The organism is Rhizobium sp. TRM96647 (genome assembly GCF_025780115.1).
Lineage (GTDB): Bacteria > Pseudomonadota > Alphaproteobacteria > Rhizobiales > Rhizobiaceae > Mycoplana.
In genome coordinates this window covers 41,599-65,302 of the sequence record NZ_JAOXHF010000017.1, presented here as the reverse complement: position 1 = coordinate 65,302, position 23,704 = coordinate 41,599, and the positions used below count along the sequence as shown (strand labels likewise).

The 23,704-nt window shown below is 65.4% G+C and carries 19 protein-coding genes and 1 tRNA gene; 9 read left to right on the top strand and 11 right to left on the bottom strand.

Going from position 1 to position 23,704, the window contains the following annotated elements:
- Positions 1–5 precede the first annotated feature (5 nt).
- From OCK02_RS23335 to OCK02_RS23325, 3 genes are all read left to right on the top strand, one after another.
- The gene (locus tag OCK02_RS23335) at positions 6–743 is read left to right on the top strand and encodes a 16S rRNA (uracil(1498)-N(3))-methyltransferase (RefSeq protein ID WP_263815094.1); all 738 of its coding nucleotides are present in this window, start codon (positions 6–8) and stop codon (positions 741–743) included.
- A 172-nt stretch (positions 744–915) separates the two neighbouring features.
- The gene (locus tag OCK02_RS23330; RefSeq protein ID WP_263815093.1) at positions 916–2,289 is read left to right on the top strand and encodes a glutamate--cysteine ligase; all 1,374 of its coding nucleotides are present in this window, start codon (positions 916–918) and stop codon (positions 2,287–2,289) included.
- Between the two features lie 155 nt (positions 2,290–2,444).
- Positions 2,445–3,314, top strand: coding sequence for a DUF937 domain-containing protein (locus OCK02_RS23325; protein WP_230808385.1), 870 nt, complete (start codon positions 2,445–2,447; stop codon positions 3,312–3,314).
- A 121-nt stretch (positions 3,315–3,435) separates the two neighbouring features.
- Here OCK02_RS23325 and OCK02_RS23320 read toward each other — a convergent pair whose 3' ends face one another.
- Positions 3,436–3,732: a DUF1127 domain-containing protein gene (locus tag OCK02_RS23320; RefSeq protein ID WP_263815092.1), complete on the bottom strand. Its 297-nt coding sequence runs from the start codon at positions 3,730–3,732 to the stop codon at positions 3,436–3,438.
- 273 nt (positions 3,733–4,005) lie between these two features.
- Here OCK02_RS23320 and OCK02_RS23315 point away from each other — a divergent pair, with 273 nt between their 5' ends.
- Complete coding sequence (locus OCK02_RS23315) at positions 4,006–4,959, top strand: LysR substrate-binding domain-containing protein (protein ID WP_230808249.1); 954 nt, start codon at positions 4,006–4,008, stop codon at positions 4,957–4,959.
- A gap of 105 nt (positions 4,960–5,064) precedes the next feature.
- Here OCK02_RS23315 and OCK02_RS23310 read toward each other — a convergent pair whose 3' ends face one another.
- Both OCK02_RS23310 and katA read right to left on the bottom strand, forming a co-directional pair.
- A complete protein-coding gene (locus OCK02_RS23310) occupies positions 5,065–6,135 on the bottom strand; it encodes a D-alanine--D-alanine ligase family protein (protein WP_263815091.1) in 1,071 nt (356 codons plus the stop codon).
- 213 nt (positions 6,136–6,348) lie between these two features.
- Positions 6,349–7,833 (bottom strand): catalase KatA, encoded by a 1,485-nt coding sequence (gene katA / locus OCK02_RS23305; protein WP_263815090.1) that lies wholly within the window; start codon positions 7,831–7,833, stop codon positions 6,349–6,351.
- A gap of 196 nt (positions 7,834–8,029) precedes the next feature.
- Here katA and OCK02_RS23300 point away from each other — a divergent pair, with 196 nt between their 5' ends.
- Positions 8,030–8,929, top strand: a complete 900-nt coding sequence (locus OCK02_RS23300) for a hydrogen peroxide-inducible genes activator (protein ID WP_263815089.1) — start codon at positions 8,030–8,032, stop codon at positions 8,927–8,929.
- Between the two features lie 120 nt (positions 8,930–9,049).
- Positions 9,050–10,405 (top strand): FAD-containing oxidoreductase, encoded by a 1,356-nt coding sequence (locus tag OCK02_RS23295; protein WP_263815088.1) that lies wholly within the window; start codon positions 9,050–9,052, stop codon positions 10,403–10,405.
- A gap of 157 nt (positions 10,406–10,562) precedes the next feature.
- On the opposite strand, the gene OCK02_RS23290 is transcribed toward OCK02_RS23295, so the two are convergent.
- The 5 genes from OCK02_RS23290 to OCK02_RS23270 form a co-directional block, all read right to left on the bottom strand.
- The gene (locus tag OCK02_RS23290) at positions 10,563–11,309 is read right to left on the bottom strand and encodes a F0F1 ATP synthase subunit A (RefSeq protein WP_263815087.1); all 747 of its coding nucleotides are present in this window, start codon (positions 11,307–11,309) and stop codon (positions 10,563–10,565) included.
- A gap of 275 nt (positions 11,310–11,584) precedes the next feature.
- Positions 11,585–12,466, bottom strand: a complete 882-nt coding sequence (locus OCK02_RS23285) for a dienelactone hydrolase family protein (protein ID WP_263815086.1) — start codon at positions 12,464–12,466, stop codon at positions 11,585–11,587.
- A gap of 175 nt (positions 12,467–12,641) precedes the next feature.
- Positions 12,642–13,670, bottom strand: a complete 1,029-nt coding sequence (gene adhP / locus OCK02_RS23280) for an alcohol dehydrogenase AdhP (protein WP_263815085.1) — start codon at positions 13,668–13,670, stop codon at positions 12,642–12,644.
- A 277-nt stretch (positions 13,671–13,947) separates the two neighbouring features.
- Positions 13,948–15,447: an IMP dehydrogenase gene (gene guaB / locus OCK02_RS23275; protein WP_263815084.1), complete on the bottom strand. Its 1,500-nt coding sequence runs from the start codon at positions 15,445–15,447 to the stop codon at positions 13,948–13,950.
- A gap of 179 nt (positions 15,448–15,626) precedes the next feature.
- A complete protein-coding gene (locus OCK02_RS23270) occupies positions 15,627–16,613 on the bottom strand; it encodes an MBL fold metallo-hydrolase (RefSeq protein WP_263815083.1) in 987 nt (328 codons plus the stop codon).
- Between the two features lie 276 nt (positions 16,614–16,889).
- Here OCK02_RS23270 and OCK02_RS23265 point away from each other — a divergent pair, with 276 nt between their 5' ends.
- Positions 16,890–18,296 carry a DHA2 family efflux MFS transporter permease subunit gene (locus OCK02_RS23265; protein ID WP_263815082.1) on the top strand — a complete coding sequence of 469 codons (1,407 nt, stop codon included), beginning with the start codon at positions 16,890–16,892 and terminating at the stop codon, positions 18,294–18,296.
- Here the strand turns inward: OCK02_RS23265 and OCK02_RS23260 are convergent.
- The 3 genes from OCK02_RS23260 to OCK02_RS23250 are packed head-to-tail and all read right to left on the bottom strand — an operon-like array spanning position 18,289 to position 21,067.
- Positions 18,289–18,687 carry a VOC family protein gene (locus OCK02_RS23260; RefSeq protein ID WP_263815081.1) on the bottom strand — a complete coding sequence of 133 codons (399 nt, stop codon included), beginning with the start codon at positions 18,685–18,687 and terminating at the stop codon, positions 18,289–18,291. The genes OCK02_RS23265 and OCK02_RS23260 overlap by 8 nt on opposite strands.
- The gene (locus OCK02_RS23255) at positions 18,687–19,418 is read right to left on the bottom strand and encodes an RlmE family RNA methyltransferase (protein ID WP_263815080.1); all 732 of its coding nucleotides are present in this window, start codon (positions 19,416–19,418) and stop codon (positions 18,687–18,689) included. The genes OCK02_RS23260 and OCK02_RS23255 overlap by 1 nt, the downstream gene beginning before the upstream one ends.
- Entirely contained in the window at positions 19,415–21,067 is a 1,653-nt protein-coding gene (locus OCK02_RS23250) for an exopolyphosphatase (RefSeq protein ID WP_263815079.1), read from the bottom strand. The genes OCK02_RS23255 and OCK02_RS23250 overlap by 4 nt, the downstream gene beginning before the upstream one ends.
- A gap of 303 nt (positions 21,068–21,370) precedes the next feature.
- Between OCK02_RS23250 and OCK02_RS23245 the strand changes: the two genes are divergently transcribed.
- Positions 21,371–21,444 (top strand) — tRNA-Gln (locus tag OCK02_RS23245).
- Positions 21,445–21,578: 134 nt separating this feature from the next.
- Positions 21,579–23,693: an integrase gene (locus tag OCK02_RS23240; protein WP_263815078.1), complete on the top strand. Its 2,115-nt coding sequence runs from the start codon at positions 21,579–21,581 to the stop codon at positions 23,691–23,693.
- Positions 23,694–23,704: the final 11 nt, after the last annotated feature.

Below are 23,704 nucleotides of genomic sequence, written 5' to 3'. Positions count from 1 at the left end.
CGACAATGCGGGCCAACTATCGCATGCAGCGGCTGTTCGTGGAGGCAGACCTTGTCGCCGGAGCCTCATTCGAAGTCTCCAAGGAGCAATTCCACTATCTCGCCAACGTGCTCAGGGCCGAGGACGGCACGCGACTGCTCGTCTTCAACGGGCGCGACGGCGAATGGACGGCCGACGTCTCCTATCCCACCCGAAAGCGGCTGCTTCTCACCGTGGCCGAGCAGTCCCGCCCGCAGCCGGCAGCGAGCGACCTGTACTATCTTTTCGCACCGCTCAAGGTCGGTCGTCTCGACTATCTCGTACAGAAGGCCGTCGAGATGGGCGCCGGGCTGCTGCAGCCGGTCATGACCCAGCACGTGCAGGGAAAGATAGGCAGCCTGGAGCGGCTGGAGGCGAATGTGATCGAGGCGGCCGAGCAATGTGGCATCCTCGGCATTCCGGAGGTCGCCCCGCCCCGCCGCCTCGACGAACTTCTCCGCGACTGGCCACAGGATCGTCGCATCGTCTTCTGCGACGAGGGCCATGACAGCCAGAATCCGCTGTCCGTTCTCCAGGCGATCGGTGAGCGAAAGCTTGCCCTTCTCGTCGGGCCGGAAGGCGGATTTTCCGATGCCGAGCGGGCGCTGCTGCGAAGCCTTCCCTTCGTCACGCCGATCCCGCTCGGACCGCGGATCCTGCGGGCCGATACGGCTGCGGTCGCGGCCATGGCGGTGATCCAGGCCACCATCGGCGACTGGCACTGACCGGCCGGCGCCAACGTCCCGGAATTCCGCGTCAAAGGCTTGCGACAAAAGAGCTTTCTGTTTTTTTGAAGGCATCTTGAAAGAAATTTGCTTGCACCGCACATAATTACGGTCCAAGCACCTTCACCTGCCTGGCCTTGCGGCCGGGTCCCACCTGCACAAGAAGACGCCCATGGCCCGTGACACCACCGACCAGACGCCGGTTCGCTCGACAGCGGAATTGGCCGAATACCTCGCTTCCGGCTGCAAGCCGAAGGAGCAGTTCCGGATCGGCACGGAGCACGAGAAGTTCGTCTTCTTCACCGCCGACAACAGCCCGGTTCCCTATTTCGGCGAGCGCAGCATCTCCGCGCTCCTGACCGGCATGCAGCAGAAGACCGGCTGGGAGCCGATCGAGGACGGCGACAACATCATCGGGCTTGCCGGCCCCTCCGGCGCCGGCGCGATCTCGCTGGAGCCCGGCGGGCAGTTCGAGCTCTCCGGCGCTCCGCTGGAAAACCTGCACCAGACCTGCAAGGAATCGAACCAGCACCTGGCGACGCTGCGCGAGGTCGCCGAGCCGCTCGGCATCCGCTTCCTCGGCATGGGCGGCAGCCCGAAATGGACGCTGGACGAAACCCCGCGCATGCCGAAATCGCGCTACGAGATCATGACCCGCTACATGCCCAAGGTCGGCACCAGGGGTCTGGACATGATGTACCGCACCTGCACGATCCAGGTGAACCTCGACTTCTCCTCCGAAGAAGACATGCGCCGCAAGATGCAGGTGTCGCTGAAGCTGCAGGCGCTCGCGACTGCGCTCTTCGCCTCCTCCCCTTTCACCGACGGCCGGCCGAACGGCCTGCTCTCCTGGCGCGGCGACATCTGGCGCGACACCGACAACAAACGCGCCGGGCTGATCCCCTTCAGCTTCGCTGCGGATTTCGGTTTCGAGCGCTACGTCGAGTGGGCGCTGGACGTACCGATGTACTTCGTGGTCCGCGACGGCAAATATCACGACTGCACGCATATCACCTTCCGCCAGTTCATGGCCGGTGCGCTGAAGGGCGAGATTACCGACTGGCAGCCCAACATGGGCGACTGGACCAACCATCTCTCCACCCTCTTCCCCGACGTCCGGCTCAAGCGCTTCCTGGAGATGCGCGGCGCCGACGGTGGCCCCTGGCGGCGGATCTGTGCGCTGCCGGCCTTCTGGGTCGGCCTGATCTACGACGACACCGCCCTGGCCGCCGCCGAGGACCTGACGCGCGACTGGACTGTCGAGGAAGTCTCGGCGCTGCGCGATGCCGTGCCGGCACAGGGTCTCGCCGCGGTCCATCGCGGCAAGCCGCTTTGGGATCTCGCCCGCGAGGTGATCGCGATCTCGCGTGCCGGCCTTGCTGCCCGCGCCCATCTCAACGGTGACGGCGTGGACGAGACCGTCTTCCTGTCGCCGCTGGACGAGGTGCTGGCCAAGAAGGCGACGCTCGCCGAGGACATGCTGGCGCTCTATAACGGCCGCTGGAAGGGCTCCGTCGAGCCGGTCTTCGCCGAATACCAGTACTGACGCGTTCGTCCGGAAGCGTTCGTCGCCGGCGACCGACCGGCCGGGCCGGCCACGGAAGAAACCGGTTTCCGCCGCCGCTATTGCCGTTATAGTGCAAGGTCATGCAGCCGCATGCACCGGCGTTCGACGCCGGCACGACGACAAGGGGAACGGCGATGATCGCACTGTACGACTTGATGCTGAAGGCCCAGAACGGCAGCGCTCTGGACGTGATGGCAAAGCAGTTCGGGCTGGCCCAGCAGCAGGCGAACGAGGCGATCTCGGCGCTGATGCCGGCCTTCTCGGAAGGGATGAAGCGCAGCACTGCCAACCCCTATGATTTCAGCAGCTTCCTGAAGGCGCTCTATTCGGGCGACCATGCGAAATACTTCGAGGACATGACCAAGGCGTTCACGCCCACGGGCATTGCCGAAGGCAACGACCTGCTGTCGCAGTTCTTCGGCTCCAAGGAGGTGTCGCGGGCGATCGCAGCGCAGGCCGCCCAGATGACCGGCATCGGGCAGGAGATCTACAAGCAGATGCTGCCGGTGGTCGCAAACACCCTGATGGGCGGCCTGTTCAAGCAATCGACCTCGTCCTTCTTCCCCGGCATGCAGCAGCAGGGCGCGGACAACCCTTTCCTCGCGGCCATGCAGCAATGGATGGAGGCGACGGGGATGGCCCGGAAGCCGGAGCCGCAGACCAATCCTTTCAGCAATCCGTTCAACAATCCCTTCACCCAGGCCTTCTTCGGCACGGCGCCGAAGAAGGAGACCCAGGACCTCTTTGCCGACAATCCCTTCGCCAAGGCGTTTGCCGACATGATGGGGGCGATGTCGGGCAAGAAGCCGGATGCGGATGCGCCCCCGGAGAAGGCCGAGACGCCGGCCGATTCCTGGTCGAAGTTCGTCAACACGCTGTTCGACACCGGGCTCGAGATGCAGAAGGACTACCAGAAGAACATCGAAGGCATCTTCGACACGATGACCAGGCAGGCCGAGGCCGGCACGCAGAAGCCTAAGAAGGCCCCGAAAGCCCCGGAGTAAGGGCCAGGGACCGACACCCAGTCCAGAATGAAAAAAGCCCGGCGGAACCATTCAAGGTCGCGCGCCGGGCAAGCGGCAGGGTTATTGGCTCTCACCCTGCGGGGAAGCTTGGAGGGGGACCTCAGTCGGTCCGGCCGCTCCGGATGTGTCTGCGCGCCCGTTCGCGCGCCGTGATCGTCAGGTGCAGGCCGGGATCGGCGAAGAAGGTCGAGGTCATCGCCTCGGCGATATCCGCGCGCCTGAGCCCGATATCCAGCAACTGATGGTCGTCGAGTTCGTTCAGGTGGCCGATCGCGACCCGGTTGCGCCATGTGCGGACCATCCGGACAGCCGAAAGGCGGAATCGGGCCAAAAGCGAGGGGACGGGACGGCGCGAACCGGCGAGGTCGAGGTCGACATGATGGTCAAAGGTGCGCATGGCACTTCTCCTTTCCGGTGCAGCGCGCCATCACGGCAAAAATGCGCGCACCTGTAATCGTTTCGCCAGCCGGGATCGGCGGGCGGCAAAAGTTTTCGGTCTTGCAAAAAGTCCCTCCCGGCTGGAACGCGCCCGGGACGGATCTGTACTCCTCCTGGGCGAAGTCCGGCGGACCGTCCGTTCACCCTGCAAGGCCTTTTTCGCAAATTGACATTGATCAGTCCAACGAATGTTTCTAATAGTATTTATCAAACCCTCTGATGGAACATCGCCATGTCCGCTCCGCTGGATATCGATCAGCTGCATACCTTCGTCGCGATCGCCGACACCGGCTCCTTCACCAAGGCTGCCGATCGGGTGTTCAAGACCCAGTCCGCCGTCTCCATGCAGATGCGCCGGCTGGAGGAGCGCATCGGCAAGCAGCTTTTCATGAAGGACGGCCGCGGCAACAGGCTGACGGCGGAGGGCGACCGGCTGCTGAACTTCGCGCGGCGGATGATCCGGCTGAACAACGAGGCGATCGCCGCCTTCGACGACAACCGCCTCGAGGGTTCGCTGCGCATCGGCACGCCGGACGACTATGCCGACCGCTACATGCCCGAAATCATCATGCGTTTCGCCAAGACCCATCCCAATGTCGAGCTCTACATCGTCTGCGAGCCCTCGGTGGATCTGGCCGAGAAGATGAGCAAGGGCGAACTCGACATCGCGCTCGTGACCCACAATCCGCGCGAGCGCCAGTCGGACGTGGTCCGCACCGAGCCGCTCTGCTGGGTGATGTCGGCCAACCATCCCCTGCCCGAGAACGCGCCGGTGCCGCTCGCGGTCGGCCGGCGCGACTGTCAGTGGCGACAGGTCGCCTGTGCCGCGCTCGATTCGGTCGGCCGCGACTACCAGGTACTCTTTACCAGTTGGTCCTCGACTGTCGTCGCTGCCGCAGTCATGGCCGGCATGGCCGTCTCCGTCCTGCCGGAATCCGCACTGCGGCCCGGCATGCGGGTGTTGACGCAGGCCGACGGCTTTCCGCCGCTCGCACCCGTCCAGATCGGCATCATGAAGCGGCCGGGGCTTTCGCCGTCGCTGATGAACGCGATCACCAGCCACATCACCGCCTGTCTCGACAACATCTCGCCGCTCGCCGTCAACGACGACCTGCCGGAGGCCGAGGTCAAGACCTTCCCCCGCCTGCCCCGCCTGCGGCCGGGTCATGTGCTGCCGGGGTGGTGAGCCGGCCGCACGCCGCCTCCCGGTCGTAGCCCGGCGGCATTTGTGCCCGCCAGGCCGATCGTGGGGCATTCAGGACAGTGAAATTCCGTTGCAACGGCGCCGACGCTAACGCCCGGCGCGCGCCAGGCCGTGCGCCACCAGCCGGTCGATGACCTCGGCATAGGGAACGCCGCTCGCCGCCATCGCCTTGGAATACATGCTGATGTCGGTGAAACCCGGGATGGTGTTGAGTTCGTTGACGACGAAGCCCATGTCGTCGGTGACGAAGAAATCGACGCGGGCCATGCCGTCGCAGCCGACGGCGCGGAAGGCTCTGGCCGCCGTCTCGCGGATCCTGTCCTCGACCTCCGGCGGCAGTTCCGCCGGGACCTTCAGCGCCGCCCCCGCCTCGTCGACATACTTGGCGTCGTAGCTGTAGAAGCCGTGGCTTTCCGCCGGCACGATCTCGCCCGGGCGGGAGACGAAGAGGCCGCCCTCCGTGTCCTCGAGGACGCTGCACTCGATCTCGCGGCCGCGAACGAACTCTTCCGCCAGAAGCTTGCGGTCGTGGCGGAAACCTTCGGCGAGCGCCGCCTCATACTGCGCGGCACTCGAGACCTTGCTCACGCCGACGGACGAGCCCTGCCGGGCCGGCTTGATGAAGACTGGCAGGCCGAGAGCCGCCTCGACGTCCGCGAAGGCGGGGGCCGCGTCCTGCCGGATCGTCAGCGAGCGTGCGGCCGGCAGGCCCGCCTCCAGCAGCAGCCGCTTGGCGATGTCCTTGTCGAGCGCCGTCGCCGAACCGAGGATGCCACATCCCACGAGGGGGACGCGCGCGACCTCTGCCAACCCCTGGACGGAGCCGTCCTCGCCGAAAAGACCGTGCAGGACGGGAAACAGGATATCGATCTTCGCCAGTTCGTGCGGCGCGCCCTCGGCCGGGATCGCCACAATCCGCCCCTCCCCGCCGGCAACGAGGCAGAGTTCGGTTCCCTTCGTGGGCCGTGCGAGTTCGCCGCCGTCGAACCGGCTGAGCAGCCACAGCCCCTCGCGGGTGACGAAGACCGGCACGGCGTCGTATCTCGTAGGGACCAGCGCCCGCATGACGTTGGTCGCCGACATCACGGAGACGTCGTGCTCGCTGGAGCGTCCGCCGAAAAGCACGGCGATGCGCAATCTTCTGGAAGTGTCTGGCATGCGGTCCCCCGATTGGTGCTGGTGCGATCGGATCGAGCAATTGCGTCGACGTGAGGGCAACCGCAAGGCGGGTGACGCTTTATACAGCGAAATCAGCCGAGCGCCGGGAGGACGGCAGGCTGAAGGATGGGAACCTCGGTCCCGTCCGGCTGCGATCCCGCCCCGTCGCCGGGGCAGGATCTTTCACTTTGTCAGGGCTCTACTGCCCTCGCCTTACTCGGCTGCCGTGCTGATCGTGTCGGCCTCGTAACCGTGCGCGGCCTTCAGCGCGGCGCGCACCCCGGCCTCGTAGTCCGGATGCACCTGCCTGTAATGGGCCATCTGGCGCTCGATGATCGCGCCCGGCACGCCGCCCATCGCCGCGGCGATGTTCGAGAACAGACGCCCCTTCTGCTCGTCGTTGAACAGGTTGAAGAGCGCGCGCGGCTGCGAATAGTCGTCGTTGCCGATACGGTGGTTGTAGCGGTCGGCATCTCCGGTGATCGCCAGCGGCGGCTCCTTGGCCGACGGCAGTTCGGCGGCCGAGCCCGATACCGAGTTCGGCTCGTAGTAGGCGTCGACATTGCCGGTCTTCTGGCCGAAGAAGTTCATCTGCCCGTCCTTGTGGTAGTGGTGGACGGGACAGCGGGGGGCGTTGACCGGAAGCGCCTCGTAGTGCGTGCCGAGGCGATGGCGGTGGGCGTCGGCATAGGAGAAGACGCGTGCCTGCAGCATCTTGTCCGGCGAGTGGCTGATACCGGGGACGATGTTCGACGGCGAGAACGCGGCCTGCTCGATCTCGGCGAAATAGTTCTCCGGATTGCGGTTCAACTCCATGACGCCGATGTCGATCGGCGGATAGTCCGCATGCGGCCAGACCTTGGTCAGGTCGAAGGGATTGTAGGAAGTCTTGTCGGCGTCGGCCTCCGGCATGATCTGCACCTGGACCGTCCAGCGCGGGAACTTGCCGTCCTCGATCGCGCCGAACAGCGCCTCCTGGTAGCCTTCGCGGGTCTTGCCGATGATGCCCTCGGCCACCTCGTTGGTGTAGTGCTCGTGGCCCTGCTGGGTCTTGAAGTGGAACTTCACCCAGAAGCGTTCGCCGGCATCGTTCCAGAAGGAATAGGTGTGCGAGCCGTAGCCGTTCATGTGCATCGGGGTGATCGGCAGGCCGCGATCGGAGAACAGGATCGTCGTCTGGTGCAGGCTTTCCGGCGACAGCGACCAGAAGTCCCACATCGCCGTCGGCGAGCGCAGGTTGGTCTTCGGATGGCGCTTCTGCGTGTGGATGAAGTCGGGGAACTTGTAGGGGTCGCGGACGAAGAAGACCGGCGTGTTGTTGCCGACCAGATCCCAGTTGCCCTCTTCGGTATAGAACTTCAGCGCAAAGCCGCGCACGTCGCGCTCGTGGTCGGCCGCACCCAGTTCGCCGGCAACGGTCGAAAAGCGGGCGATCATCGGCGTCTCGGCGCCGGGCTGCAGCGCCTTGGCGCGGGTATATTTCGAGATATCGCCAGTGATCTTCAGCGTGCCGTAGGCACCCCAGCCCTTGGCGTGCACGACCCGCTCGGGGATGCGCTCGCGGTTCTGGTGGGCGAGCTTCTCGAGCAGCTGGTAATCCTGCATCAGGATTCCGCCGCGCGGGCCGGCCGTCAGCGAATTCTGGTTGTCACTTATCGGCGCACCGGCCGTCGTGGTCATCGTAGGGCGATCAGACATGGGATCCTCCTGTTTGCATTCCCTTCACAGGCGCCCGGCCAACGGAGAAGGCGGCGCATCTTCCGTTCTAGGCCAGGCTTTCGGCTTTCGTGTGAAAGCCGGCCTTTCCTGGAATTGTTCTAACGAGCCTTTGTCCCATCCCTGAAAGATAATTTCCAATTGTATTTACATTCAATCTTGATAAGAAAATCCTATCATGACTACGATTCGTCAAATGCGCTATTTCGATGCGCTGGCCGCAACCCTGCATTTCGGCCGCGCCGCCGAGCTGGTCCATGTCAGCCAGCCGGCGCTGTCCCAGCAGATCAAGGAGATGGAGGAGACCCTGGGCGCGAAGCTCGTCGAGCGCAGCCGCGGCAACACGCTGCTGACCCGCAAGGGCGAGGAGATCCTGGCCCATGTGCGCACGATCCTTTCCGAGCTCGACCGGCTGGAGCATACCGCGCGGCGCAGCGACGGCATCCTCGGCGGGCTGATCCGGCTCGGCATCATCCCCACCGTCGCGCCATATCTGGTGCCGCGGCTGGTGCCGCACCTGCGCAAGGCGCATCCGGCAATCGAGATCGAGCTGAGGGAGGCGGTGACCGACCGCCTCGTCGGCGACCTCACCGAGGGCCGGCTCGACCTCGTGATCGCCGCCTTGCCGGTCGACAACGAGGCGATTTCGACGCGACCGCTATTCCGCGACCGGTTCTACATGGCGATGGCGGAGAACGACAGCGAGGTGCTGATGTCGCCGCTGTCGGAATCGGACGTCGACCCCAACCGCCTGCTGCTGCTCGAGGAAGGTCACTGCCTGCGCGACCAGGCGCTTGCCGTCTGCGGCACGGCGGGAAAGCGCAGCCTCGTCAACTTCGGCGCCACCTCGATGGCGACGCTCCTGCAGATGGTCTCCCACGACATGGGCATGACGCTGATCCCCGAGATCGCGGTGCCCACCGAGACGCTGCGCAACGCGATCCGCATCGTCCCCTTCGCCGATCCCCAGCCGTCCCGCGAGATCGGGCTCGCCTGGCGCCGAGGGATCGTCGGGGCGGAAGAAACCGACGCGATCGCACAGGCCGTGCTCGCCTGCGTGGAGACACAGAACGGGTGAACCGCTGCGTGATCGCGGCGGTTGTGCTATGCTCGCGCCAACTTGCGGCCGAAAAGGGCGAAAGACCTCTGTGAGGCACATTGCCCCGGACGTCGTGCGCGGATCCTCCGGAGCGGGCTGATGCGAAAGTTCGATGCCATTGTTGTCGGCGCCGGCCAGGCCGGGCCATCGCTTGCCGCACGTCTCGCCGAAGGCGGCAGGACAGTCGCGCTCGTCGAACGAAAGTTCCTTGGCGGAACCTGCGTCAATGCCGGGTGCATGCCCACGAAGACGCTTGTGGCCAGCGCCCGCGCAGCGCATGTCGGCCGGCGAGCGGCAGATTTCGGCGTCAGGGTTTCTGGCGACGTCACGGTCGACATGAAGGTCGTCAGCGGGCGGGCGCAACGGATCACCCTGGATGCGCGAAGCGGATTGGAAGACTGGCTCGGCAAGATGGAGCGCGTGACCATCGTCCGCGGCCATGCCCGTTTCGAGGCGCGCGACAGGCTCAGCGTCGATGGTGAGCCGCTGACCGCCCCCTGGATCTTTCTCAATGTCGGCGCTCGCCCCGCAATTCCCGACATGGAGGGCCTCGACGGCATCGATTTCCTCACGAGCACCTCCATTCTGAAACTGGACACCCTGCCCCGCCATCTCGCCATTGTCGGCGGCAGCTACATCGCCCTGGAGTTTGCGCAGATGTACCGGCGGTTCGGCGCAGAGGTCACCGTGATCGAGCGCGGTGCCCGGATCGCTCCACGCGAGGACGAGGATGTCTCTCGGGCCATCCGCGACATCCTCGAAGCGGAGGGCATCCATGTCCTCACCGGGGCGGAGCATCCGGCCTTTGCGCGGAGCAGGAGCGGCACGCGGATAACCGTCGGAGAAACGGAGATCGATGCAAGCCACGTCCTGCTCGCAACCGGACGCAGGCCCAACACGGATGATCTCGGTCTCGAGGCGGCCGGCGTCGCGGTCGATCGCAAGGGCTATGTCACGGTCGACGACAAGCTTGCGACCAGCGTGCCCGGCATATGGGCACTCGGCGACTGCAACGGGCACGGCGCCTTCACCCATACCTCCTACAACGACTTCGAGATTGTCGCAGCGAACCTTCTCGACGGAGAGGATCGCAAGGTCTCAAGCCGCATCCCCGCCTACGCACTCTATATCGACCCGCCGCTCGGCCGGGTGGGAATGACCGAGCAGGAAGCCTTGGCTACCGGCCGCAAGGTGCTGGTGTCAAAGCGGGCGATGAGCCAGGTGGGGCGCGCCAAGGAGCGCGACGAGACCGAAGGCTTTATGAAGGTGGTCGCCGATCCGCAGAGCGGAAAGATCCTCGGCGCGGCCATTCTGGGCATCGAGGGAGACGAAGCCATCCACGGCATCGTCAATGCCATGAATGCCGGGACCGGCTATCGCGACCTCGAATGGTCGGTCCCGATCCATCCGACGGTTTCGGAGCTGATCCCCACGCTCCTGCGCGGCCTCGCCTAGAGCATTGCCGGCGATTATTGAATCGCCGGCAATGCTCTATCTCCTTGGCTTTACGCAATTCCAGACGCAAAACCGGTTCCCACTTTTGCTGGAATTGCTTTAGGCGTGTCATCGCGGTGCCCACCGGGACGCGGATGGCCCTGCGCCGCGGCCTTCTTCAATGTCCGGGATGCAGCGCGTCGTTCAGGTACATGCAGGCCAGCATGGTGAAGACGTAGGCCTGGATCAGCGCCATCAGAAACTCCAGCGCCGTGATCGCCACAGTCATCAGCAGCGGCATGATGGCTGCGACAACCCCAAGGGTCCCCAACCCGCCGAGGCCGACGACGAAACCGGCAAACACCTTCAGCGTGATATGCCCCGCAAGCATGACGGCGAACAGACGGACGGAGTGGCTGACCGGCCGGGACATGTAGGAAATGATCTCGATCGGCACGATGATCGGAACCAGGATCGCGGGCACGCCGGCCGGCTTGAAAAGCCGGAGAAAACCGAGGCCGTGCCGGAAGAGCCCGTAAAGGGTCACGGTCGCAAAGACGATGCCAGCGAGCGCGGCGGTGACGACGATATGGCTGGTGACAGTGAAGGCGTAGGGAAACATGCCGATCAGGTTCGCCACGAGGATGAACATGAAGAGGGAGAACGCCAGCGGGAAGAAGCGCATGCCCTGTTCTCCGGCATTGTCCCGCAGTGTCTTTGCGACGAACTCGTAGAGCATTTCGGCGCTGGACTGCCAGCGCCCGGGAACAAGCCGCCCCTTCGCCGTCGCCAGGACCAGAAAGCCGCTGGCAATGGCGACCGTTGCCATCATGTATGCGGACGCATTGGTAAAGCTCAGGTCCAGGGATCCGATGCCGAGGTTCACCAGCGGGTTGACTTCAAATTGTTCAATGGGACCGGCCATGACTTTCCTTCGACAGTCTGCGGGCGCGAGGATGCATGCACGCGACGACGCCTGCGCGCCGCGGCGCGCTTACGGATCGCGAACCTGGTGAAAATTCTGAATTAGGGAACGTGTTCATTCCGGCGGCCCTTTGATCTCGATTGCGAGATTCGGGGCCGTCCCCGGAACGTTTCAAGGCGCAGGTCGTCCTGCGCGCGTGTTCTTTAACCGGACCGCCCCTGCATTGCAAGAACCTCCCGGTCCTGCGCTGGTCCTGCGCGTGGCCGGAAGGCAGGTTATCCGTTCAGGTTCTTCTTCAGGAACTCCACCGTGCGCTGCCAGGCGAGCTCGGCTGCGGCCTTGTCGTAGCGGGCGGCCGAGGTGTCGTTGTTGAAGGCGTGGTTGACGCCCTCGTAGAGGAACAGTTCGTAGGTCGCCCCCGCATCGTCGAGCGCCTTCCTGTAGCTGTCGATGCCGGCGTTGATGCGCTCGTCGAGGCCGGCATAGTGCAGCATGACCGCCGCCTTGATGCCGCCCACGCCCTCCGCCGGCGGCTGGGCGCCGTAGTAGGCGACGGCCGCCTTGAGGTTCGGGTCGGCGACAGCCAGCTGGTTGACCAGCCCGCCGCCCCAGCAGAAGCCGATCGCGCCGACCCTGCCGTTTACCCAGTCGAGCTCGGACAGATAGGCGACGGTTGCGACCGCGTTCTCGACGGTCACGGCACGGTCGAGCTTGCCGAACATCTCGCGCGCCTTGTCCTCGTCGGGCGGCGTGCCGCCTTCCAGCGAGAGGAAGTCGGGGGCGAGCGCCACGAAGCCCTCGAGTGCCATGCGCCGCGCCACGTCGCGGATATGCGCGTTGAGGCCGCGGTTCTCGTGGATGACGATGACGCCGCCGAGCTGGCCCTGCGCGTCCTTCGGCCGGGCGATATAGCCGCGCATCTGCCCCTTGGGTGCCGCCCAGGTCACTTCCTCCGTGGTCAGCCGCGTGTCGCTTTCGGCGACGATCTGGGCGCTGGCGCCGTTGGCGGCCAGCAGCGGCGCGATCGCGGCGGCACCGGCGGCCGATCCGGCCAGCGCCGTCAGCCGCTCCATGAAGCGGCGACGGTCGAGCGTCAGGTGCGTATATTCGTCATAGGCGTCGATCATCGCCTGGGTGATCTTCGGCATGCGTTCCATGACCCCGTCCTCCCGTTCGTTGACGCCTGCCCGGCGCAGGTTCCGGCGAGGAAGGATAAGTCAACAGGCGCAGCATTTCGAAGGCAACCCTATCACGAACGCGTGATATCGGGTCGCGCACGCCTTGCAGCCCGCCGGCGCCACCCGGACGCCGGCGCGGAGGACGCGTCGCGCCTCAGGAGCCGAGCCCGAGGACGATGCGGCCGTCAATCTTTCCCTGCTCCATGCGCTCGAAGATCGCATTGATGTTTTCGATCCTGTCCATGGAGTAGTGCGCCGCGACCTTGCCCTCGCCTGCGAACTCCAGCGCCTCCTCCAGATCCTGGCGGGTGCCGACGATCGAGCCGCGCACGGTGATCCGCTTGAGTACGGTATCGAACACAGGTAGCGAGATGAAGCCGGGCGGCAGGCCGACGAGCGCCATCGTGCCCTTCGAGCGCAGGAACCCGTAGGCCTGCTCCATGGCCTTGGGGGAGACGGCGGTGACCAGCGCGCCGTGGACGCCGCCGGTCTCCTTCTGCACGGCCGCGACCGCATCGGGCTTGCGCGCGTCGACGATGAGGTCGGCGCCGAGATTTTTGGCGAGCGCCAGCTTGTCCTCGAAGATGTCGGCCGCGACGACGTTCATGCCCATCGCCTTGGCATATTGCACCGCCATGTGGCCGAGACCGCCGATGCCAGAGACCACCACCCATTCTCCGGGCTTCACCTCCGCCTCCTTCAACCCCTTGTAGACGGTGACGCCGGCGCAAAGCACGGGGGCCGCGGGCGCGAATTCGAGATTGGCCGGCAGGTGGCCGACGAAGGCCGGATCGGCCAGGCCAAACTCGGCAAAGGTGCCGTTGACGGAATAGCCGGTGTTCTGCTGTTCGGCGCAAAGCGTCTCCCAGCCGGTGTTGCAATAGCTGCAGCAGCGGCAGGCGGTGTGCAGCCACGGCACGCCGACGCGGTCGCCCTCCTTCACGCGCCTGACCTTGGCGCCGACCTTGGCGACATAGCCGACGCCCTCGTGCCCGGGAATGAACGGCGGATTGGGCTTCACCGGCCAGTCGCCCTTTGCCGCGTGGAGATCGGTGTGGCAGACGCCGGTCGCTTCGTACTTCACGAGGATCTGGTCCGGGGCGGGCTCGGGAACATCCACTTCTTCGATCGTCAGCGGCTTGCCGAACGCCCGTACGACGGCTGCTTTCATCCTGCTTGCCATGGCCATTCTCCCTTCCCTTGCGTGCCGGTCGGAGTGCCACGCCGGCGCGGGTGTTTCCGATTGCCCAGGCGGATCGCACGGGGCGGCGTCCGCCTGTCGCTGGCGCCGCCGGCCACGCCGGGGGTACCCGAAACACTATGGCCAATGCGCCATCGAGGGAAGTTGACCTCGGTCAAACGTGTCTTCGCGCCTGTCGCAGAAATGCGACGGCGGCCGTCGATCTGACCGACGACCGCCGCGCCAACGGCTTCTTTCCGCGGAAGGTCCCCTCAGTCGGTCAGCCGACAGAGCCCGGATAGTTCGGGCTCTCGCGGGTAATGGTCACGTCATGGGCGTGGCTTTCGCGCAGGCCCGCGCCGGAGATGCGCACGAAGGTGGCGCGGTCCTGGAACTCCTTGATATCACGGCCGCCGACATAGCCCATCGAGGCCTTAAGGCCGCCGGCGAGCTGGTGCAGCACACCCGAGACCGGACCCTTGTAGGGCACCTGCCCCTCGATCCCTTCCGGAACCAGCTTCAGCGTGTCGCGGACTTCCGCCTGGAAATAGCGGTCGGCCGAGCCGCGCGCCATCGCGCCGACCGAGCCCATGCCGCGATAGGCCTTGAACGAGCGGCCCTGGTAGAGGAACACCTCGCCCGGGCTCTCGTCGGTGCCGGCCAGCAGCGAGCCGACCATGACAGCCGAGGCGCCGGCGGCGATCGCCTTGGCGAGGTCGCCGGAGAACTTGATGCCGCCGTCGGCGATGACGGGGACGTCCTGCGCCTGGCCCGCCTCGACGGCGGCCATGATGGCGGCGAGCTGCGGCACGCCGACGCCGGCGACGATACGGGTGGTGCAGATCGAACCCGGGCCGATGCCGACCTTGACCGCATCCGCGCCCGCATCGATCAGCGCCCTCGTGCCGTCCGCGGTGGCGACGTTTCCGGCCATGATGCGAACCGAGTTGGAGAGCTTCTTGACGCGGCTGACGGCGTCCAGAACGCGCTGCGAATGGCCGTGCGCAGTATCGACCACGATGAGGTCGACGCCGGCGTCGATCAGTCGCTCGGCGCGCTCGAAGCCGTCGTCGCCGACGGAGATCGCGGCGGCGGCGCGAAGGCGGCCCTGCGCATCCTTGGAGGCGTTCGGGTTCAGCTGCGACTTCTCGATGTCCTTGACGGTGATCAGGCCGACGCAGCGGCCGTCGGTATCGACCACCAGCAGCTTCTCGATGCGGTGCTTGTGCAGCAGCCGCTTGGCTTCCTGCTGGTCGACGCTTTCCTTCACCGTGATCAGGTTTTCCCGCGTCATCAGCTCGTAGATCTTCTGCTTGGGATCGGAAGCGAAGCGCACGTCGCGGTTGGTGAGAATGCCGACGAGGCGGCCGGCGACGCCGGCCTTGGCGTTCTCGACGACCGGGATGCCGGAGATGCCGTGCGCCTTCATCAGGGCCAGCGCATCGGCGAGCGTGGCGTCGGGGCCGATCGTCACCGGGTTGACGACCATGCCGCTCTCGAACTTCTTGACCTGGCGGACTTCCTCGGCCTGCTCGGCCGGCGTCAGGTTGCGGTGGATGACGCCGAGGCCGCCGGCCTGGGCCATGGCGATCGCCAGCCGCGCCTCGGTGACGGTATCCATCGCGGACGAGAGGATCGGCAGGTTGAGTTCGAAGTCCCTCGCAATGCGGGTGGCGATGTTCGTCTGCCCCGGCATGACTTCGGAGTGGCCGGGCTGCAGCAGCACGTCGTCAAACGTCAGTGCTTCCAGTCCGGTTGCGGTTTCAATGATGCGCGCCATGGCCAAATCCCTTCGGTGAACAAGCTACGGTCCAGGGGACCCCTTGGGAATGGTCCGCCTGGTGGCTTGCAAGATAAGTCTTGGAAGTTGGCGAGGGCTCGTAACACGTTCGTGACGGATTGGAAATAGCAAAAAGCCCGGGATCGCTCCCGGGCCGGTTCGCATGGCTCCACGTGGCCTCAGAGGTCGAACTGATAGCTGGCCGGGACGAAGCGATAGCCCTCGGCGCCCTTTTCGGCAAAGCCCACCGCCGGGAACGGCATGTGGTAGCCGACGAAGGCCAGCCTGTCGGTGGCGACCATGTCGAACACCTTCTTGCGGGTCGCGGCGGCGGCCGCCTTGTCCATGTCGAAGCGCACCTCCCAGTCGGGACGCTGCAGCGACAGCACGTAGTGATTGGCGGTGTCGGCCGTCAGGATCAGCGGCTTGCCGTCCGATTCGATCCGGAAGATCATGTGGCCCGGCGAGTGGCCGAAGGCGTTGATGCCGGTCACGCCCGGCACCACCTCGCCGCCATCCTCGATGAAGGTGATCTTCTCGGCGAGCGGCTTGACCTTGGCGAGCACGCCCTTGTGGCCCTGCTCGGCGCCGGTGCCAACCCGATCCGGGCTGACCCAGAAGTCGTATTCGGTCCGGCCGGTGACGTAGCGGGCGTTCGGGAACGCCGGGGCATCCCCTTCCGTCAAGCCGCCGATATGGTCGCCGTGCATATGCGTGATGACGACCACCGATATCTGTTCCGGCGTGTAGCCCAGCGCCTTCAGGCCTTCCGCAAGCCGGCCGAGGCCGCCTTCGCGCCCGCCCTCGCCGAGGCCGGTGTCAAAGAGCACGACCTCCGATCCGGTATCGACCAGCGTCGGCGCGAAACTGTTGACGAAGTTGTCCGCCGGCAGGAAATTCTCCGTCAGCAGGGCGGCGACCGCCTCCGGCGACTGGTTGGTGCCGAAGGTCTCGCCGGGTGCGCCGGACGCGCGCATGCCGTCGCGGATGACGGCGACGCGGAACGTGCCGAGCTTGAAGCTTCTGGTCTCGACCGGGGATGTTGTCATTTTTGCTTCCGTTTCCGAGGCCGCAAGGACCACGGAACTGTTCAGGACGAAGGGAGCTGCCAGCGTGCCGATGCCGGCTGCCTGCAGGAGCGATCTGCGTGTGATGTCCGTTGCCATGCCAATCCTCCCGCCAGCCCGGGCCTGCCCGCCCAACGCCGCATTTCGCGCAGGCGGCGCGGGATCATGACACGAAATGGAAACGGCCTCCCCTCACGAATGACGACACCACCATCACGGGTTTGTGAAACCGCGACCAAGGCAGGCGTTTGACACTGCGGCGAAGCAGGCGCACAAGCGTGCCGGTCGCAGGCGCGCCTGCCCGCCCGGTCGCCCACCGTCATCGGCCGGGTCCTGCTTCCGTTCCGTCCAGGCCGTCGTCCAAAATCCGTCGTCATGAGCCGTATCGTTCCCCTCATCCTCGCCGTCGCCCTCTTCATGGAGCAGATGGATTCGACCGTCATCGCGACGTCGCTTCCCGCCATCGCCCATGACCTCGGCGTCGGCCCGATCACGCTCAAGTTGGCGCTGACGACCTACATGGTGGCGCTCGCGATCTTCATTCCGCTCAGCGGCTGGATGGCCGACCGCTTCGGCGCCAAGCGCATCTTCCGGCTGGCCATGGTCGTCTTCATCATCGGCTCCATCCTCTGCGCCGTCTCCGACAGCCTCATCGCCTTCGTCGTCTCGCGGTTCATCCAGGGCATGGGCGGGGCGATGATGACGCCGGTCGCCCGCCTCGTGCTCGTACGCAGCACCTCGCGCAGCGAGCTCGTCTCGGCGATGGCGACGCTGACGATCCCCGCCCTCGTCGGACCGCTCGCGGGCCCGCCGCTCGGCGGCTTCATCACCACCTACTTCTCCTGGCACTGGATCTTCCTCATCAACGTGCCGGTCGGCATTGTCGGCTACGTGCTGTCCGGCATCTACCTGGCCGACGTCTTGTCCGCGCCGCCCGGCCCGCTGGACTTCAAGGGCTTCCTGCTGGCCGCGGTCGCGGCCGCGGGCACCATGTTCGGGCTGTCCGTCATCAGCCTGCCGGCGTTGCCGCCCGAAATCGGATTCGCCACCACCGCCTTCGGTCTTTTGTGCGGATACCTCTACCTGCGCCATGCCCGGCGCCATCCTCGGCCGGTGCTGGACCTGAAACTGTTCGAGGACAGCGCCTTCCGGGCGGCTGCGATCGGGGGAACGCTGTTTCGCATCTCGATTGGCGCCGTTCCGTTCCTGATGCCGCTGATGCTGCAGCTCGGTTTCGGCTTCACGCCGTTCCAATCGGGCCTGATCACGTTTACCGGCGCGGTCGGCGCCATCATCACCAAGTTCCTCGCCCGGCGCGTGCTCAGCCGAACCGGCTTCCGGACCACGCTGATCGTCGCCAGCATCACCGGCGCCATCCTCACCTTCGTCAACGGCCTGTTCACGCCGGCGACGCCCGTGGTCGTGATCTCGTTCGTGCTGCTTCTCGCCGGCTTCGCGCGCTCGTTCTTCTTCACCAGCGTCAATGCGCTGTCCTTCGCCGATATTTCCGACCGGGACGCCAGCAAGGCGACCTCGATGAGCGCGGTCCTGCAGCAGATGAGCCTGGCGCTCGGCGTGGCGGTCGCCGGCACGATCCTGGAAGTCGAGACGATGATCACCGGCACGGCACTTCAGCTGCGCGATTTCCACATCGCCTTCATGATCATCTCGGTGCTGACGTTGGCGGCGGTCATCCCGTTCCTGACGATGGCCAAGAATGCGGGCGCGGCCGTCTCCGGGCACCGGGTGGCATCGCGGGAAGAGGTCGCGGGCGTCAAGTAACGCCGGCTGGCTCCGGACGCTCGCAGACGATCGAAAGCTTGTTGCCGTCCAGGTCGCGGACGAAGGCGGCGTAGAAATCGGGATGGAACGGCCGGATCCCTGGCGCGCCCTCGTCGGTGCCGCCATGGGCCAGCGCGGCCGCATGGAAATCGTCCACCGCAGCCCGGCTCGGCGCGTCGAAGGCGATCGTGACGCCATTGCCGAAGGTGGCCGGCTCGCGGTTGAACGGCTCGACGATCCAGAACCGGCAGCGCACGTCGCCGTCCGCGCTATATCCGATCTCCCCTTCCGCCTGCTTCTGGCGGCGATAGCCGAGAAGCGGGAGCACCGCGTCGTAGAAGCGGCCGGCCCGCTCGAGGTCGTTGGTGCCGACAGTGACGTAGAGCAGCATCAGGCGTCCGCCTCCGCCGCATCGTCCTCCACAACCGGCCTGCGGCCCTTGAAGCCCTTGGCGAGCAGGAACATCTCCACCGATTCGGCGCGCGAGGCGCCGGGCTTGACGTGGATGACCTGGCGGAAATTCTGCTTCAGCATGGCGAGCAGCTCGCGCTCCGCACCGCCCTGGAAGGTCTTGGCGAGGAAGTGCCCGCCGTCCGCCAGCACCTCGACCGCGAAATGGGCCGCGACCTCGCAGAGATGCATGGTGCGGATATGGTCGGTCTGGCGGTGACCGGTCGTCGGCGCCGCCATGTCGGACAGGACCAGTTGCGGCGCCCCACCGATCGCCTCCTTCAGCTTCTCCGGCGCCAGCGGATCGAGGAAATCCATCTGCAGGATCCGCACGCCGGGCAGCGGGTCCATCTCGAGGAAATCGATCGCGGCGACGCGCGGGTCGGCATCGGTGGAATGGGTCACCTTGGCGGCGATCTGCGACCAGCTGCCGGGAGCGGCCCCCAGGTCGATGATGCGCCTGGCGCCGTCGAGGATCTTGTGCTTCTCGTCGATCTCCAGAAGCTTGAAGGCCGCGCGCGCGCGGTAGCCCTCGAGGCGGGCGCGCTGGACGTAGGGGTCGTTGATGTGGCGCTCGATCCAGCGCCGCGACGACGCCTTCAGCTTGCCCTTCTTGACCTTCTGGCCGAGCTTTCGCCCGGTCCGGCTGCCGCCGGCGGGTGGCTTCGTCATGTCTGTTGTCCCTCCGGCCGGCCGGGGTGGCGGAAGCCGCTGCGGTTCTGGCGACGGTGGCGGCCGCGCCGCCAGACGCCGTCGTCGGCCATCATGTCGGTGAGGAGGCCCTCGCGCAGGCCGCGGTCGGCGACGCGCATGCGCCGCGACGGCCAGCGGTTGCGGATCGCCTCCAGGATGGCGCAGCCGGCAAGCACCAGGTCGGCCCGGTCCGGACCGATGCAGGGATTGGCCGCGCGGGCGGAAAAGTCCCAGGACAGAAGCCGCGCCTGCATGGCGCTGACCTCCGCGTCGAGCAGCCAGACGCCGTCCACCTGGCGGCGGTCGTAGCGCGGCAGGTCCAGATGGACGCCGGCAAGCGTCGTCACCGTTCCGGAGGTGCCGATCAGGTGGAAATCCTCCGGTGCCTCGCGGCCGCCATGGGCGGGGCAATCGAAGTCCGCCAGCATGCCCTCGACCTCGCGCACCATGGCCGCGAAGCTCTCCGGGGTGACGTCGCGGCCGCCGTGGCGCTCCGACAGCGTGACGACGCCGACCGGCAGGGAGGTCCAGTGAGTGATGTGGTTGGCGAGCCGGTTGGAGCGGTTGTCGTCGATGCGGATCACCGCGATTTCCGACGAGCCGCCGCCGATATCGAACAGCACCACCGACTTCGTCTCGCGGCCGACCAGCGACGAGCAGCCGGACACGGCCAGCCGCGCCTCTGTCTCCCGGTTGATGATCTCGAGGTCGAGCCCGGTCTCGGCGCGGACGCGGGTCAGGAACGCCTCGCCGTTCTCCGCCCGGCGGCAGGCCTCGGTGGCGATCAGGCGGCTGCGGCGGATGTCGCGGCTCTTCAGCTTCGCCGCGCAGATCTTCAGCGCCTCGATCGAGCGGTCCATCGCATCCTCGGAGAGCCGCCCGCTGGCGGCAAGCCCCTCGCCCAGCCGCACGATGCGCGAAAAGGCATCGACGACGCGGAACTGGCCGGGACGGGTCGGCTGTGCGACCAGCAGCCGGCAATTGTTGGTGCCGAGGTCGAGGGCCGCATAGAGCGGCGCGTCGTCAAGGCGCGGTTCGCTGCGCGACAGGCCGCCCGCCGCAGGGTCGCGTCCGTGCGGCTGGCCGCCCCTCGGTGCGCCATGCGGGTGGCCGTAGCGCTGGCTGCGATCCTGCCCCGGTTGATGGCCCTGATTCTGGCCGTGATTCGGCCCCTTGGGCTGACCTTGCTGCTGCGCCTGCGCCAGCTTTCCCGTCGATGCCACGAATTCGGGCGTCTTTTCGGGCCCCTTGAGCGGCCGGCCCTGCAGGCCCCGCCCCTGGTGCCGCCTGTCGCGACCGGGACGGCCCTGCCCTGTCTGTTCGGCAACGGGCGCGGCGACGCGTTCGGTCTCGGACGGAAGCTGTTGCGGCTTGGCTGCGCCGCCCTTGCCGCGGCGACGACGCTTGCGCTTGCGGACGGCATCGCCATCCTGCGCGCTCTGGTGGGGGCGTGGCTCCTGGCCGTTGTGGCCGGTGTCGCCGTTGCGCGGGGTAAGGGAGCCGGAGGACGGATTTTGAGCCCGCTTTTCCTTTCCCTTGCGGCGGCGCGACCGCTTCGGTCTTGCCTCTCCGCCCGTGCCCTGCGCCCCTGATACGGACGGCCCAAGGCCGCGGTCGGGGTCGTTCACGTTTCTGCCTATCACGCCGCGCAAGGCCGTTTCGGGCCGCAGCAGGCGCTGTCTCGAATTTTCGTTGCCGCGACCTTAACAGCGGCCGCCACGTTCGACAAATTCTTTTTGCGCGCGTCATGGCGCGGCGGCTGCCCCGCGCAACACCTCCCTGCAAGCCGGCCGCTTGCCGCAAGGCCCAACACCCCACACGCGAAATCCACAACCGGCCGGCAAAAAAATTCAGCAGGCCTATTTGCATCCGCCAGGCTTTTGGTTATAAGCCGCCCACACCGACAGGGCGCCGCCTGCGCCGCCCATCGTTGGGGAATAGTTCAATGGTAGAACGGCGGACTCTGACTCCGTTAATCTTGGTTCGAATCCAGGTTCCCCAGCCAATTCTCCCTAAAACCCTCTAAATCCTTGATTTTCCAGTCGTGCCGGATATCGTTTTGGCATCATTGGCGACCTGATGCCCAGAACTGTAGCCCACAGGTGATGCCCACGCGAATTGTGCGCGGCGGCAGCTCCGGTGGCAGGCAAGGGCAACAACCTCATGGCGGTCCGCCACGACGTCGAAAACCTCACCCGCCGCGGCAATATCTTCTATTGGCGTGCGCGCGTCCCAAGCGCCTTCGGGCAAAGCCGACCAGGCAGCCGGCTTTCACTGAGCCTTCACTGTTCTGATCATAAGAAAGCGCAGGCGATCGGCCGCAAGCTCAACATGCTGGTCGCCGAACTGAAGTTGAAGCAGAAGGAACCCATGTCCAAGGCGCAGCTCCAAAAGCTTTGCGAACACGAACGAGACATGATGCTCATGCATCTGGAAGATGTCTCGATCGTGGCGCGGCGTTATGGCCGTCCCGCCGACATCACAGAGCTGGAAATGGATGTAGAAAATGGATGGGCCTATCGACTGCTCGGCATGTTCGGCATCACCCATCGCCTGACGCTGAAGGACAATTGCCGCGGCTTAGCCTACCTCAGGCAAAACGGGGTTCCCGCCTCCCATATCTTCGCGATCGGCTCCAATTATTTCGAACTGCTTCACGAGGCCAACACGCGCGGCTTCAAGGCAGGCATTCGAAGATTGATGCACCTCTTCGAAATCAGTCCAAACCCGCTCAACGAGGAAAAGGCCATGAAGGCCTATTTCAGTGGCAGGGCAGAAGCTCTCTTCGACGTCGCGGAACGGCATCCACTCGCTGATCGTGACCTGAGCGAACTCACGGGTGGTTCGGCTTCGGCACCACAGCCTGCCTTCATCGAAGTTGCGCCTTTGGAAACGACGCCGCCATTATCGGAGATTGCAGCTCCCGTCGATGACGTTGTCGAGTCCCCTAGGCTCGAAGCTCGGCCGATCTTGACGCTCGATCTCGCTCCTTCGCCTCGGGCCGCCGCGATCAATGAGCCGGTTGAGGAAAGGACGCGGCCCGTCATTCCCCTCGCGGATTTCGAAGCTGCGTGCGAGGAGCTCGTCGAAAATATGAAGGATGCTTGGGACGACACCACCGCACGTGACGCACGCGCTCTCGTTCGCATGTTCAAGGGCGTACTCGAAGAACACGGTGTTGAGCACACCGGCCAAATTACCCAGTACCATATCGGCAGGCTTCGCAAGCACTTCAACGATATTCCCGTTCGCTGGGGACAGAGCGCCAGAATGAGGGCGATGTCGGCACCTGAGCTGCGTGGCGAGGGCGAGAAGCTGCGCGAGCATGCTGAAACCAAGGGCGAAAAGGCTGCAGTGGGCTTGAGCTCTGCGACCATCCGGAAGCACATCGGGAATCTCAACCACTTCCTGAAACATGTTCGCGGCAATGGGTTTGATGTTGAAGATTGGACCTTTGAAGGCTTGAGGCCGAAAAAGCCGAAGATCGGCGCTATTCGCAAACAACAGCACAAGCCGAAGCCCGACGAAATCAAACCGATTTTTTTCAGTCCGATCTATAGTGGCTCGCTAAACTACGATCGCGGGCGCAAAAAGCCTGGGCCGCACGTCTTTCATGACGCGGCCTATTTCCTGCCCGTTATGTTTTCCTATCTCGGCGCGCGCAGAGCCGAGTTTGCAGGGCTTGCACTGGACGACATCGCGGAGGACGACGGCGGCCTGGTGCTGATCCTGCGGACGAACAAATTCCGGCGGCTCAAGACGGAGCAATCAGAGCGGTTTTTGCCACTCCCGGACGAGCTGGTTCGCTTGGGCTTCCTCGACTATTGTGCATCGCTCCAGGAGCTGGGGTACGAGGCCGTGTTCCCCGACCTCTTCTCCGACAAGACGTTGAACGATCCCGGCGACCGCTTCTACGACGTCTTCATCCCGATCATGAAGCAGTGCCTCGGAGACAAGATGTGGGATCGCGCTTTCCACGCACTACGCCATGGCATGGCGGACACGTTGAAACAGGCAGGCGTGTCTCCAGAGGTCATCGATGATATTTCCGGACGCCTGAGCGAGGGAAGTGAAACCAACACGCGCTACACCAACCCCGCTGGTCTGCCGTTGATGCGCGATGCTCTCAGCAAGTATCCGATCATCACCGCCGGCATCGAACCGAAGCCGATCAAACTGCTGCCATGGATCGAAAAGCGGCTGCCGCCGCCGTGGGCGCGCGAAGCAAAGAACGAGGCGAGACGCCGGAAATAATTTCCGACGCC

Coding starts and splice junctions, on each gene's coding strand:
- guaB (WP_263815084.1), bottom strand. CDS start 15,447: ATGGCGCGCATCATTGAAACCGCAACCGGACTGGAAGCACTGACGTTT.
- OCK02_RS23295 (WP_263815088.1), top strand. CDS start 9,050: ATGCGAAAGTTCGATGCCATTGTTGTCGGCGCCGGCCAGGCCGGGCCA.
- OCK02_RS23270 (WP_263815083.1), bottom strand. CDS start 16,613: ATGGCAACGGACATCACACGCAGATCGCTCCTGCAGGCAGCCGGCATC.
- OCK02_RS23265 (WP_263815082.1), top strand. CDS start 16,890: ATGAGCCGTATCGTTCCCCTCATCCTCGCCGTCGCCCTCTTCATGGAG.
- adhP (WP_263815085.1), bottom strand. CDS start 13,670: ATGGCAAGCAGGATGAAAGCAGCCGTCGTACGGGCGTTCGGCAAGCCG.
- OCK02_RS23255 (WP_263815080.1), bottom strand. CDS start 19,418: ATGACGAAGCCACCCGCCGGCGGCAGCCGGACCGGGCGAAAGCTCGGC.
- OCK02_RS23315 (WP_230808249.1), top strand. CDS start 4,006: ATGTCCGCTCCGCTGGATATCGATCAGCTGCATACCTTCGTCGCGATC.
- OCK02_RS23290 (WP_263815087.1), bottom strand. CDS start 11,309: ATGGCCGGTCCCATTGAACAATTTGAAGTCAACCCGCTGGTGAACCTC.
- OCK02_RS23310 (WP_263815091.1), bottom strand. CDS start 6,135: ATGCCAGACACTTCCAGAAGATTGCGCATCGCCGTGCTTTTCGGCGGA.
- OCK02_RS23325 (WP_230808385.1), top strand. CDS start 2,445: ATGATCGCACTGTACGACTTGATGCTGAAGGCCCAGAACGGCAGCGCT.
- katA (WP_263815090.1), bottom strand. CDS start 7,833: ATGTCTGATCGCCCTACGATGACCACGACGGCCGGTGCGCCGATAAGT.
- OCK02_RS23335 (WP_263815094.1), top strand. CDS start 6: ATGCGGGCCAACTATCGCATGCAGCGGCTGTTCGTGGAGGCAGACCTT.
- OCK02_RS23320 (WP_263815092.1), bottom strand. CDS start 3,732: ATGCGCACCTTTGACCATCATGTCGACCTCGACCTCGCCGGTTCGCGC.
- OCK02_RS23260 (WP_263815081.1), bottom strand. CDS start 18,687: ATGCTGCTCTACGTCACTGTCGGCACCAACGACCTCGAGCGGGCCGGC.
- OCK02_RS23285 (WP_263815086.1), bottom strand. CDS start 12,466: ATGGAACGCATGCCGAAGATCACCCAGGCGATGATCGACGCCTATGAC.
- OCK02_RS23300 (WP_263815089.1), top strand. CDS start 8,030: ATGACTACGATTCGTCAAATGCGCTATTTCGATGCGCTGGCCGCAACC.
- OCK02_RS23330 (WP_263815093.1), top strand. CDS start 916: ATGGCCCGTGACACCACCGACCAGACGCCGGTTCGCTCGACAGCGGAA.